The organism is Acinetobacter sp. AS167 (assembly GCF_037152175.1).
GTDB lineage: Bacteria > Pseudomonadota > Gammaproteobacteria > Pseudomonadales > Moraxellaceae > Acinetobacter.
Window position 1 is genome coordinate 1 of record NZ_JBBCMP010000025.1, and the last position, 13,372, is coordinate 13,372.

The following is a 13,372-nucleotide window of genomic DNA, read 5'->3' on the forward strand; positions in this document are numbered from 1 at the left end:
AGTGTGGGGTTACCCATGTGAGAGTAAGTCATCGCCAGCTTTTAAATCTAAAACACCCCGGTCTCTAACGAGAACGGGGTGTTTTTTATGCGCAGTGCTTATTATCGGAATGAAAGAGATCTAGTCATATTAAGTAAATTGATCACTGATTAAGCTTATGTATTGATGAAACTGAACTCATGTTCTGTATACCTCATTATGTTCATTATTGAAGTGGAGATATAGAAAGAGTCTAGCTATTGAATCAGTGGTTCCTTTATGCTAAAAATTAAAGTATTACGATAAAAACAGTTAATAATATGTTGATTTTCCAGTTTTTCTTTACAGATTATGATGGTGATGAAGTTTTACCCGCTCAAGATCAGTACGCATCTATCGATGAAATCATAGAAATAATGCAATCTGTCTTAATCAGGCCAGAAAACTTTTTAGGAATTGTTGATAAAAATGATCGTACTTTACAGTTTATGGTCAATGATGATTATTCATTAGATGCAGACATTCCTGTTCCTACTCAAAAAGGTTCTTATACAAAAACAATAGGTTTGCATGAAGCGATTAAACTGGTTCAAAAACAAACTGAACTGATTCAAATTGATGCTATTGAAGGGATGGTTTTTATGAAGTGGTAAGTGTTTTACTTTAATTGCTTTTAGTCTATCCAAAATAAAAAACCTCAGACATCCATGCCTGAGGTTTTTTGTATTGGTTCTAAGATATAACTCCTGTAGTACCTTTCGCTATCCTGCATTATCATCCTATCTTATTCTTGTTTTTAGTGGAAACTTCCTGTTTCCTGATGTGTTTATAATATTAAAATTTAGTTGTTCTGCCTATACGCATAATTCGGCAGACCATGTAAGAAAAAGCGTACATGATCATAAAAGGATAGTTTCTATTAAAAATGTGCATTTAAACCAATATAAGGTCCTTTAAAATCAAACTTCATATCGCGGTTATCTAAATCACTGAGTTCAATATTTAAAATACGGTAACCCACTTTTGCACCAAGATCTAAAACTATAGACTTTACAAAGTCATATTGAATTTCAGCCTGAGCGTCTGTGATTTTTACATCATTGACATTGGTATAAGTCGCTTCAGCTTTTGCACTTAAACCTGTAAACGGTAGTTTTGCGCCGGCCTCTGCATAAAGGATTGGAACATATTCATCAACATCAACATTTTGTGAAAACTGTTTTACAGTACCATTGAGCTTAGTTGCCCCTACACCGACATCAGCTTTTACAATGTTGTCTAAGATTTCATAGTAAAGAATAAGATCTGTATGGTCTAAATCAATTTTAGTTTTAGCAAACTCATTATTAGACTCAGTTTCCGTATCTAACTTGGTATATTTTAATTTTACATTGGGAAGGATTGGAATAGGGTGCTCAAAAGCAACAGAGGCTTGAATCGTACCTTTAGTATCTAAATCATGTTCTGCGTTTAGCCCAGCATAAGGATCTGATAATAAATCATCTGAACCAGTGTTATTAGATAAACCAGATTTATGATTGATTTGAGAAGTTCCACCAAGACTCCAATAACTGATATCACCTTTTAAACCAATAAAATCAGCTTGAGCAAATGAACTTAGACCTAATACAGCGATAAATAAGGGTAATTGAATAGATTTCATATGTCCTTCTTGATGAAATGTTTTTTCATCCTATTTTTTGTTACTTAAATACATTTCAATACTGTATCAACAGAAGGCATGATATAGGGGTTTATCAAATTTTGCATTATTAAAAAGATTAAATCGAGGGTGTAGGATGAGTGATTCTATTGATCAAGCAATGATTGAATTCCCCCTTTATGTCGCCAATAAAGCGATCAAATCAGGGCAATGGCTTGAAGTTCATGATAAATTTTCGGGGGAAATTTATGCAAAAGTCGCTTTAGCAGATGCAAAAACTTTAGAAAAAGCCATCAGTGCAGCCGTGAAAGCTGAAAAAGAAATGGCCGCTTTAAAGCCATTTCAGAAGCAAAAAATACTCTTACATTGTGTTAAACGCTTTAAAGAAATACGTGAAGAATTAATACAAATTTTAATTATCGAAGGTGGAAAGCCTAAACTTGCAGCAGCAGCTGAGGTTGAAAGGTTGATTAATACTTTCCAACTAGCGGCAGATGCTGTCTCCACACTCAATAATGGTCATCTAATGCCTTTGGCTGTTACCGCTGCGGCCTCTGCATATCGGGGAATGGTACAACATGTTCCGATTGGTGCAGTATCTCTGATCAGTCCGTTTAATTTTCCTTTGAATTTAACAGCGCATAAAATTGCACCAGCAATTGCAGCGGGTTGTCCATTTGTATTGAAACCAGCAAGTTTGACACCAATTTCCGCATTAAAAATCGCAGAAATTTTGGCTGAAACAGATTTACCAAAAGGCGCATTTTCAATTTTGCCTTGTCCACGAGAACATGCTGATGTGTTAGTGACGGATGATCGTTTTAAGGTACTCAGCTTTACCGGTTCTGATCAAGTGGGTTGGGATATGAAAGCACGTGCTGGTCGAAAAAAAGTAACCCTCGAATTGGGTGGTAATGCAGCGGTTTTAATTGAACCTGATACAGAAATAAGTGATGCGTTGATTGATCGAGTGATTGGTGGTGCATATGGACATGCGGGGCAGGTGTGTATTAGTGTGCAACGAATTTTAGTACATGCTGATATTTATATAGAATTTAGAAAAAAAATCTTAGCTAAGTTGAAAAAAGTATCTGCGGCAGATCCAGATGTAGAAACCACGATAGTGGGTCCAATGATCAAAGAAGCAGAAGCGATTCGTTTAAAAAAATGGGTAGATAAAGCAGAGAAAAAGGGTGCGAAAATCTTAATTGGTGGCACGTTAAAAGGCGTTTTATTCGAGCCAACTTTACTTGAGAATGTCGATGAATCTCTGGAAATTTATCAAAATGAAGCATTTGGCCCTGTGGCAATTTTAGAGAAATACAAAACCTTTGAGAAAGGGATCGAAGTAATTAACCAAGGTCGCTTTGGTTTACAAGCTGGTGTATATACTCAAAATCTCAATAAAATGCTCTATGCATGGGATCATCTACATGTGGGCGGAGTAATTATCAATGATATACCAACTTTCAGAGTTGATAATATGCCTTATGGTGGCGTGAAAGATTCGGGTTTAGGTCGTGAAGGGATTCAGTCTGCAATTCGTGATATGCAAGAAGAACGCTTACTTGTAATCAAACAATAAGTTGATATTCTAAGGGGCTACGGCTCCTTATTTCCTTTGAATTTTATATAGAGTTAAAATGACAATAAAATTTTTCAATTCATTATTTTTAATGGTTTTACTTTCCTTACTGAGTGTACAACTTTGGGCATTTCAATCTGAAAAACTGGTAAATGATGCACGTTCTCAGATTTGGAAAACACTTTATTATGATCCTGCTTATACTCAATTGTCTTATCCAATGGGGGATGTTCCATTGGTCAAAGGCGTCTGTACAGACGTGGTCATTCGTGCATTACGTCATCAAGAAATAGATCTACAACAGCGTATTCATGAAGATATGAAAGCCAATTTTAGAAAATATCCACAAAAATGGGGCTTAAAAGCAACTGATCGAAATATTGATCATCGTCGGGTTCCAAATATCATGACCTATTTTCAGCGTCAAGGTTATCAAGTGAGTGATCAAAAATATCAAGCAGGCGATATTGTGGCATGGGATTTAGGTAAAGGTTTAACCCATATTGGTATCATTTCCAATAAAACCACAATGCTGTCAAAAACACCTTTGGTCATTCATAATATCGGTTATGGAACACGTGAAAATGATATTTTGCATGCATATAAAATTATTGGGCATTATCGTTTACCCAAGAATGTTAATTAGAAATAGGTAATTTTAAGCAATGATCAATCAAAATAGCTAAAAATTAACCATGTGTGATGAAAAGTAAAAAAAACATGGGAAAATGGACACAAATTACAGAAAAAGCGCTGCAAAACGAGTATTGTTACCACATTAAACAGTAATTTTTGTTGATGTACTTTAACCGAGAAGTTTGCAAAGTTACTGGTTTGAAATAATAACAAAGGACCCAAAAGGTGCTGTTTTATTCAAACAACAAAATTTAAAATTGGTACTTCTTTTGCTCGCAGATCACAATGAAAAAAAGCAGCATTTGAGGACATCTACAGAATTAGGTGTTTTATGACAGAATCTCGTGAAAACTGGACATCACGATCAGGTTTTATTATCGCAGCTGTTGGATCGGCTGTCGGTTTAGGTAATATTTGGCGCTTTCCTTACATTGCCTATGAAAATGGTGGCGGCGCTTTTTTAATTCCATATTTAATTGCACTTATCACAGCAGGTTTGCCGCTATTATTTTTAGACTATGCGACAGGGCATAAAAGTAATACCTCACCTCCTAAAGCATATCGTGCTTTATTTAAAGGTGGGGAAACTTTAGGATGGTGGCAAGTCTGTGTCTGTATCATTATTGGTTTGTACTATGCCAGCGTACTGACTTGGGCAGGCAGTTATGTTTACTTTTCTGTAGGTCAATTGTGGGGCAGTGATCCTGAAAACTTCTTCTTCAATACCTATTTACAAACCTCAAAATCAACAAGTTTTGATTTTCAGTTTGTTGGTCATTTATTTTGGCCAATTGTGGGAATTTGGGCATTAACGCTGATCATCTTATTTGGTGGTGTGAAAAAAGGGGTTGAATTATCCAATAAAATTTTCATGCCTTTATTGTTTATTCTATTCACTATTCTTGTTATTCAAGCTTTGCGTTTACCTGGAGCGGTCCAAGGTTTAAATGCTTTCTTTACACCGAACTGGGCTGCAATGTGGGATTATAAAGTATGGCTTGCAGCATATGGCCATACTTTCTTTTCACTCTCTGTTGGTTTTGGGATTATGGTGACTTATGCCTCGTATCTTAAACCAAAAACCAATTTAACAGGCTCAGGTCTCATCGTTGGTTTTGCTAATGCTTCTACTGAAATTCTTGCGGGTATTGGTATCTTCGCTGCATTGGGGTTTATGGCTTTTTCAGCAGGGAAACCTGTAGATCAAGTGGTCAGCGGTGGTATTGGTTTGGCCTTCATTGCTTTCCCTAAAATCATTTCTAGTTTAGGTGCGGGTGCGGATTTATTCGGTTTACTATTCTTCTCTTCTTTATTTGTTGCTGGTATTTCTTCAATGGTGAGTATCCTTGAAGTACCGATTGCAGCGATGCAAGACAAGTTAAAATGGGGACGAAAAAAAGCCGTAAGCATTATTGGTGGGGGCAGTGCACTGGTTTCAATTTTCTTATTCTCTAGTGTGAATTCGATTAAACTGGTGGATATCGTCGATCACTTTATCAATAATATTGGGATTATTGGCGGTGCATTATTGTCAATTATTTCAATAGCATGGTTTAAACGTTCAGCATTGATGGAACTACGTGATCACGTGAATCGTATTTCAACTGTTCAACTGGGTAAAGGTTGGGATTTCACTTTAACCGTAATCACTTCTTTAATTTTGCTGGTCACTTTATGTATGACCGTTTTTAGCTTGATTAAAAATGGATACGATACCTATAGTTCAAGTATGTTGATGTTCTTTGGTTGGGGCAGTGTGATTTTCTGTGCTGTTATTGCTTTAATCCTTAGCAAAATGAAAGATCGATAGGAGCGTCAAAATGAATACTTCTGCAATCGTGATGATGATTATTTCAATGGTGTTTTTATGGGGTGGGTTGATTTTATCGATCCTACATTTGATGAAAAATCCTGAAGAATTGGATGAAGTTCTGGAAGAAGTCAAAGACCATCATACGCTTTAAACTTGAGTCAAAAAAAGCAGGCTAATTAGCCTGCTTTTTTAATGCGTTTTTTTAAGCGGTTTTCTGAATTCTGCAATAATAGAAACCATCACCATGATGCGCTTCAGGTAACAATTGACGACCGTGAATTTGTTCTATTCCCCAGTTTGCATCAATCTTGATTTCCTCAGCATCTGCATGTTCAGCAAAAAACTCGACCATCTGCTGTTCATTTTCAACTTTCAGAATTGAGCATGTAATATAAAGTAGTGTTCCACCAACTTTAAGCTGCTGCCACATATGCTTTAAAATTTGCTTTTGCAGATCGACCACTTGCTGAATATCTGTAGATTGACGCAATAACCGGATATCAGGATGACGACGCATAACACCAATAGCAGAACAAGGTGCATCCAATACGATGCAATCGACCAACTCTTTAGGCACCCATGTTGTAGCATCTGCTGTGATGATTTCAACTGTTGCATCAACATTTAATTCAAGGCGTTCCAAGTTTTCTGAAACACGCAATAATCGTTTAGCATCATGATCAAGCGCGATTAATTTTTTAGGATTGAAACGTTCTAAGATATGAGCTGCTTTACCACCCGGTGCTGCACAAGCATCGATAATGACTTTGTCATCTAAGTTGGGTAACAGTGTTGCACACAATTGAGCATGTTCATCTTGAACAGAAAATCCGCCTTCTTCAAAGCCAGGTAAATGAGTAATGTTGCCGGTTTGCTCCAGAACTATACCAACATCTGAAAGTGTACAAGGGCGAGCATCAATCTGTTCTTCATCTAAAATATCAAGATATTCATCACGACTAATTTGACGTTCATTGACACGAAGCGTTAGTGGAGCAACTTGTTTTAAATTTTGACAGATTTCAGGAAGCTGATCGGCCCAATCTTTTTTTAGTCGTTTGAATAGCCAGCTTGGTAAACCATGGGTATTATTCAAAGCCGTTTGAAACTCTGTTGTTTCACGTGAAACACGACGAAGGATGGCATTGACCAAACCACTCATCGGTTCAAAACCTAATTGCTTAGCAGCATTTACCGTTTCTGAAATCGCCGCATGTGCAGGAATACGGGTGCATAAAATCTGGTATAAACCCAAATATAAGCAACTTTCTAGTGCTTCATTTTCTAATGGTTTTGTGAGCAAGGGTAAGGTAATTGCTTTTAAAGAATACCACTGACGTAGACAGCCCAAAGTAAGCTCATGGTATAAACCACGATCACGTTCAGAAACAATATTGATATGTTGGTTTAAAACGGAAGCCAAAGACTGTCCATTTTGAACAGCTAAAAGTGTTTTAACCACTTGTGCGCGCAAATTCAAATTTTTTGCAGATGATTGAATTTGGCTCATGCGAATATATTTCCTACTGAAAGTTTATGGCTTTGTATAATTTGTACAGGGTTAATGGCTTTACCACCTGGCCATTGTAGGCTAGTCAGACAAATCACACCATCTCCACACAGTACATGTACACCTTGTTTGTTCATTTCGATAATGGTTCCGGGTACTTCGCCATTGGCTGTAAGATCTGAAATTTGAGAATTCCATACACGTAAATTATTGGTTTCATCTATTGGTGTAAATGCGACTGGCCAAGGATTGAATGCCCGAATATTGCGATCAAGTTCAACTGCTGATTTAGTCCAGTCAATTTGCGCTTCAGCTTTTGTGAGTTTATGTGCATATACCGTAAATTGTTCATCTTGAACTTCACGTGCATCTAAATATTGTTGTAGCTTTTGTTCTGATTCTAATACAACACAAATTGCTTCAGCACCTTGAATCGCAAGTTTGTCATATAAAGTCGCTGAGGTTTCTTGTGCTGTGATTGGGCAAACTGTTTTAAAGATCATATCACCTGTATCTAAACCAGCCGCCATTTTCATGATCGTTACCCCTGTTTCAGTATCACCTGTTGCAATGGCACGCTGAATCGGAGCGGCACCACGCCAACGTGGTAGCAAAGAACCATGAATATTTAAACAACCATAGCGCGGTGTATCTAATACGGTTTGGGGCAAAATTAAACCATAAGCCGCAACTACCATTACATCTGCACCCAAAGCTGCTAATTCTTGTTGAGCGGCTAAGCCTTCGTCTGTCGATGCTTTAAAATGAAGTGGCTGATAGACGGGTAGGTTGTTTGCCAGCGCAAGTTGTTTCACGGCTGAAGCTGTCATTTTTTGTCCACGACCTGATTTGCGGTCGGGTTGAGTATACACAGCGACGATTTCGTGATCAGTTTCAATGAGTGCTGCTAAAGCAGAAGCTGCAAATTCGGGTGTACCTGCAAAAATGATCTTCAAAAGTTATGCTCAGATTAAATTTTAAATTGAATTATAGCAAACCTGATTATGCGGTGGCGTTTTCAAATGAAAATACGGGTTTTTCTATGTAAAAAATAAAATACGATCAATTGTATATTTTGTTCTGATCACTTATCTAATTTCAAAATAGCCAGCAACCGTTTTTAAAATAAATATCACTTTTTTATATAAAAATTTTCACCTTAAATTGATAGAAAAAGGTCTTATTTTTAACTTAATCTAAATAAAGAGAGTATTTAGAGATTGAAACGAGAATTATTGTGACATATTTCGCAGTAAAAATTGTTAACTGGATTAGAATAGGCAGTTAATCAGAATTTAACAATGTGTCAAATGTAAACTAAGTCTCGCATTGTTTTGATAAATGTGACAAATTTTGTCACATGGTCAATTTAAGAACAATATGTATTTAATAAATCTTAATGTTTTTTTGTAATAAAATAAACTATTGATTTGTATAGTTAAAAATAAATAAATGTATAGATTTTTTTGTTTTTTTGTAAAAGTTTAGACCGGTTGTTTAAAAAAATAAAAAAAGTGAAATATATCTCATTTTTTCTATTGATTTAAATGTATGTAAATTGTTAAATAAAAAAAATTGTACATTTTATATGCATTGTCGGGGCGGGACCAGCTGCTGTAATGCATCCCCAAAAGGAAAAGTAATATGAATAAGATCTACAAAGTGATTTGGAATGCGACATTGTCTGCGTGGGTTGCAGTTTCTGAATTGGCAAAAGGGAAAACCAAGTCTTCAAAAGTAACTGGGATTATTGGTGCAGCAACAGTTAGTTTGATGATCACTTTTTCATCCGACGCATCTGCGAATTTTATAAATACGGATGGGAATTGTGTAACGGGTTCTAATAATACGGTCGGGACTATAAATCCAGGAACGACCGGTGGGCAGGCAACGGATGGCTCTGGTACGTACTCAACTGTTGCGGGTTGTAATGCTAAAGGTAATAATCTCATGGCTGTAACCGCATATGGTGCGTTTGCAGAAGTTACGGGTGTTGCTGGTACAGCTGTGGGTCATAATAGTCAAGCCAATGCTTTTGGTACGGCTTTAGGGGTTGAGAGTCGAGCGACTGGTGTTGGTAGTACTGCACTTGGTGAAGGCAGTCAGTCAACAGGACAAAATGCTGTAGCATTAGGTGGAACAGCTACTGGGTCTGCTTCTGGAAATGTTTTACCAATTGCAAATGCAGTTACGGCTTCTGGCAGTGGTTCGGTTGCTATTGGTGGTAATACGATTAGAGGCGCACAGTCGACCGGTACGGATAGTATTGCGATTGGTGGCCAATCTAGGGCAACTAATACTGGGACAATTGCGATTGGTAAAAATGCTTTTACAGGCGCTGTTGGTACTGAATCTCTGAATAATATTGCGATTGGTACAAATGCGAGTAATAGTAATATTGCTAGTAGCAATCCAGCAGGAACTGGAGGGCAGATTGCTTTAGGTAATGGTGCAAAAACAACTACATTCGCACAAATCGCAATTGGTGATAATTCTAATGCGGGTGGTAATAATTATGCAATTGCGATCGGTGGAGGAGCAACAGTAACTGCAAATAGTGGTGTTGCAGTTGGTGGTGTGGCTATGGGAAGAAATACCCAAGCAGGTTCTTTTGCTGTAGGTGTGGGTCCAGGTGCTCAAGCCACAGGAGCTAATTCGACCGCACTTGGTAATGCTGCAACTGCAAATAACACAAATAGTACAGCATTGGGGAATGGTGCTCAAGCCACAGGAGCTAACTCGACTGCACTCGGTACTTCTGCTATAGCTAGTATTGATAATAGTGTTGCTTTGGGTAATGGCTCTACAACGACAGCTATTACTGGAACAGGATTTTTAACATCACAAGCTGCTCCTACTGTTGGAGCGGTATCTGTTGGTAATGGAACTGTAACAGGCAACCGTCGTATTCAGAATGTGGCTGATGGTTCTGCTGCATCTGATGCAGTTACAGTCGCACAATTAGATAAAGCATATGATGATACACATACAAATCTGAAAAATGTTCTAGGTGGAAATGCTGCTTATGATCCTGTAACGAATACTTACACAGCACCTACTAATATTGGTGGAACGGGTAAAACGACTATTGATGATGCGATTAAAGCATCAAAAAGAACAGTAATAAGTGGTAGCAATATAGTCGTTACTCCTACAACAGCAGCGGATGGTTCAATAACTTATTCAGTTGCTACAAGTGCAACACCTACGTTTACAAGTGTTACAGTTAACAATGCACCAACAGTTGGCACAGATGCGACCAATAAAACCTATGTTGACTCTAAAGCTGCGGCATCAAAAACTGAAGTTGCTGGTGGAACCAATATAGCAGGTGTCGCAAAAACTACAGGTGCAAATGGCCAAGATGTTTATACCGTTAATGCTAATGGTACTACCGCATCAGCAGGCTCATCGGCAGTCACAGTAACTGCGGGAACTAAAGATGCAAATAATGTTACTGACTATAAAGTTGACCTTGCAGCAAGCACCAAAACCGATATTCAAAAAGGTGTAGATGCTAAAACGGCCGTTGATAATACTGGCTTAACCTTTAAAGGTGATACCGCAGCGACAAGTACTACAAAGAAATTAGGTGATACGGTTTCCATCACTGGTGACACTAATATTAGTACAGTCGCGACAGCGAATGGCGTACAAGTTAAGTTAAATCCAAACTTAGATTTAGGCGCAGCTGGTAGCGTTAAAACGGGTAATACCACTATTAACAATGCAGGTGTAACAGCTGACCAAGTTACGGTTGGTGGCGTTGTTATCAATAAAACAACAGGTATTAATGCTGGTGGGTTAGCGATTACCAATGTTGCTGCACCAACAGTTGGCACAGATGCGACCAATAAAACCTATGTTGACTCTAAAGCTGCGGCATCAAAAACTGAAGTTGCTGGTGGAACCAATATAGCAGGTGTCGCAAAAACTACAGGTGCAAATGGTCAAGATGTTTATACGGTTAATGCTAATGGTAGCACCGCATCAGCAGGTTCATCAGCTGTCACAGTGACTGCGGGAACTAAAGATGCAAACAACGTTACTGACTATAAAGTAGATCTTGCAGCAAGCACTAAAACAGATATTCAAAAAGGTGTAGATGCGAAGACAGCAGTTGATAATACCGGTTTAACCTTTAAAGGTGATACCGCAGCGACCAGCTCTACTAAGAAATTAGGTGATACGGTTTCTATCACTGGCGACACCAATATTAGTACAGTTGCGACTACAGATGGCGTACAGGTTAAGTTAAATCCAAACCTAGACTTAGGTGCAGCGGGTAGCGTTAAAACGGGTAATACCACTATTAATAATGCAGGTGTAACAGCTGACCAAGTTACGGTTGGCGGCGTTGTTATCAATAAAACAACAGGTATTAATGCAGGTGGGTTAGCGATTACAAATGTTGCTGCGCCAACAAATAATACAGATGCAGCCAATAAAAAGTATGTAGATGATGCTGGTTCAACATTGACGAACTTGGGCTTTGGTTTAAAAGCGCAGGACGGCACTACTGTTAACAAGAAGTTAGGTGAAGCGGTTGAAGTTGTAGGTTCAAACAGCAATATCACGACTAAAGTAAATGCAGGTAAAGTTGAAGTTGCGTTATCGAATGCATTGGACTTAGGTACAACAGGCAGTGTTACTACAGGTGCAACTGTTATTAACAATGCAGGAATTACTGCAGCTCAAGTCACAGCAGATAAAGTAACAGTCAACAATGCACCAACAGCTGGTACAGATGCGACCAATAAAACCTATGTTGATTCTAAAGCTGCGGCATCAAAAACTGAAGTTGCAGGTGGAACCAATATAGCGGGAGTAGCAAAAACTACTGGTGCAAATGGTCAAGATGTTTATACTGTTAATGCCAATGGTACCACCGCATCAGCAGGTTCATCAGCTGTAACGGTAACTGCTGGAACTAAAGATGCGAACAATGTTACTGACTATAAAGTTGACCTTGCAGCAAGCACCAAAACAGATATTCAGAAAGGTGTAGATGCGAAGACAGCGGTTGATAATACCGGTTTAACCTTTAAAGGTGATACTGCAGCGACCAGCGCTACGAAGAAATTAGGTGATACGGTTTCTATCACTGGCGACACCAATATTAGTACAGTTGCGACTACAGATGGCGTACAGGTTAAGTTAAATCCAAACCTAGACTTAGGTGCAGCTGGTAGTGTCACGACAGGCAATACAAAGTTAGATAATAGTGGATTGACGATTACAGGTGGTCCAAGCGTTACAAGCACTGGTATTAATGCAGCTAACACGAATATCAGTAATGTTGCTGATGCAACTACCGATGATCAAGCAGTGAACAAAGGTCAGTTAGATGCAGCGACGACAGCATCAAGCACAAAGACAGATACTTTGGGTACGAGCACAGCGACGAACTTGGGTGGTGGGTCAACTTATGACAACACGACAGGTGCGATCAGTGCGCCAAGCTATGTGACTACAAAAACAGATGGTACGACCACCACAGCGAACAATGTGGGTGATGCATTAACTAATCTCAATACTGAAGTGATCAAACCGGTAACGTTTACGGGTAACAGCGGTACAGTTGATCGTAAACTGGGTGAAACGCTGAACATTACTGGTGGCTTAACAGGCGCGGGTTCGAACAGCAACATCAAGACAGTGATCACTGGCAATACGCTAGATATCCAATTGGCAGATGCACCAGTATTTGCAGGCAAAGTGACTGCAAATGGTTTAGATGCCAATGGCAATAAAGTTGAAAACGTAGCAGATGCAACGACAGCAACAGATGCAGTGAACAAAGGTCAGTTAGATGCAGCGACGACAGCATCAAGCACAAAGACAGATACTTTGGGTACGAGCACAGCGACGAACTTGGGTGGTGGGTCAACTTATGACAACACGACAGGTGCGATCAGTGCGCCAAGCTATGTGACTACAAAAACAGATGGTACGACCACCACAGCGAACAATGTGGGTGATGCATTAACTAATCTCAATACTGAAGTGATCAAACCGGTAACGTTTACGGGTAACAGCGGTACAGTTGATCGTAAACTGGGTGAAACGCTGAATATTACTGGTGGCTTAACAGGCGCGGGTTCGAACAGCAACATCAAGACAGTGATCACTGGCAATACGCTAGATATCCAATTGGCAGATGCACCAGTATTTGCAGGCAAAGTG

The 13,372-nt window shown here is 38.8% G+C and carries 9 protein-coding genes; 6 read left to right on the forward strand and 3 right to left on the reverse strand.

The window, feature by feature from the left end; all coding sequences use genetic code 11:
- Nucleotides 1-299 precede the first annotated feature (299 nt).
- A complete protein-coding gene (locus WFN33_RS20100) occupies nt 300-632 on the forward strand; it encodes a hypothetical protein (protein WP_336954809.1) in 333 nt (110 codons plus the stop codon).
- Nucleotides 633-898: 266 nt separating this feature from the next.
- Here WFN33_RS20100 and WFN33_RS20105 read toward each other — a convergent pair whose 3' ends face one another.
- Entirely contained in the window at nt 899-1,642 is a 744-nt protein-coding gene (locus tag WFN33_RS20105; RefSeq protein ID WP_336954810.1) for a TIGR04219 family outer membrane beta-barrel protein, read from the reverse strand.
- A gap of 136 nt (nt 1,643-1,778) precedes the next feature.
- Between WFN33_RS20105 and WFN33_RS20110 the strand changes: the two genes are divergently transcribed.
- The 4 genes from WFN33_RS20110 to WFN33_RS20125 all read left to right on the forward strand — a co-directional run bounded on the left by WFN33_RS20110 (nt 1,779) and on the right by WFN33_RS20125 (nt 5,827).
- Nucleotides 1,779-3,227: an aldehyde dehydrogenase family protein gene (locus WFN33_RS20110; protein ID WP_336954811.1), complete on the forward strand. Its 1,449-nt coding sequence runs from the start codon at nt 1,779-1,781 to the stop codon at nt 3,225-3,227.
- A gap of 58 nt (nt 3,228-3,285) precedes the next feature.
- On the forward strand, nt 3,286-3,873 hold the full coding sequence (locus WFN33_RS20115; protein WP_336954812.1) for a DUF1287 domain-containing protein: 588 nt from the start codon (nt 3,286-3,288) through the stop codon (nt 3,871-3,873).
- A gap of 321 nt (nt 3,874-4,194) precedes the next feature.
- Complete coding sequence (locus WFN33_RS20120) at nt 4,195-5,673, forward strand: sodium-dependent transporter (protein WP_336954813.1); 1,479 nt, start codon at nt 4,195-4,197, stop codon at nt 5,671-5,673.
- Nucleotides 5,674-5,683: 10 nt separating this feature from the next.
- Nucleotides 5,684-5,827: a methionine/alanine import family NSS transporter small subunit gene (locus WFN33_RS20125; RefSeq protein ID WP_004718897.1), complete on the forward strand. Its 144-nt coding sequence runs from the start codon at nt 5,684-5,686 to the stop codon at nt 5,825-5,827.
- 51 nt (nt 5,828-5,878) lie between these two features.
- Here the strand turns inward: WFN33_RS20125 and rsmB are convergent, their stop codons facing one another.
- Nucleotides 5,879-7,186: a 16S rRNA (cytosine(967)-C(5))-methyltransferase RsmB gene (gene rsmB, locus WFN33_RS20130; protein ID WP_336954814.1), complete on the reverse strand. Its 1,308-nt coding sequence runs from the start codon at nt 7,184-7,186 to the stop codon at nt 5,879-5,881.
- Nucleotides 7,183-8,142, reverse strand: coding sequence for a methionyl-tRNA formyltransferase (gene fmt, locus WFN33_RS20135; RefSeq protein ID WP_336954815.1), 960 nt, complete (start codon nt 8,140-8,142; stop codon nt 7,183-7,185). The genes rsmB and fmt overlap by 4 nt, the downstream gene beginning before the upstream one ends.
- Before the next feature lie 688 nt (nt 8,143-8,830).
- Between fmt and WFN33_RS20140 the strand changes: the two genes are divergently transcribed.
- Nucleotides 8,831-13,372 (forward strand): beta strand repeat-containing protein (locus WFN33_RS20140; RefSeq protein WP_336954816.1); only part of this gene is annotated, 4,542 nt, incomplete at its 3' end.

Excerpts from the sequence above, each read along its gene's own strand:
- WFN33_RS20100 (WP_336954809.1), top strand. The coding sequence starts at position 300 with ATGTTGATTTTCCAGTTTTTCTTTACAGATTATGATGGTGATGAAGTT.
- WFN33_RS20105 (WP_336954810.1), bottom strand. The coding sequence starts at position 1,642 with ATGAAATCTATTCAATTACCCTTATTTATCGCTGTATTAGGTCTAAGT.
- WFN33_RS20110 (WP_336954811.1), top strand. The coding sequence starts at position 1,779 with ATGAGTGATTCTATTGATCAAGCAATGATTGAATTCCCCCTTTATGTC.
- WFN33_RS20115 (WP_336954812.1), top strand. The coding sequence starts at position 3,286 with ATGACAATAAAATTTTTCAATTCATTATTTTTAATGGTTTTACTTTCC.
- WFN33_RS20120 (WP_336954813.1), top strand. The coding sequence starts at position 4,195 with ATGACAGAATCTCGTGAAAACTGGACATCACGATCAGGTTTTATTATC.
- WFN33_RS20125 (WP_004718897.1), top strand. The coding sequence starts at position 5,684 with ATGAATACTTCTGCAATCGTGATGATGATTATTTCAATGGTGTTTTTA.
- rsmB (WP_336954814.1), bottom strand. The coding sequence starts at position 7,186 with ATGAGCCAAATTCAATCATCTGCAAAAAATTTGAATTTGCGCGCACAA.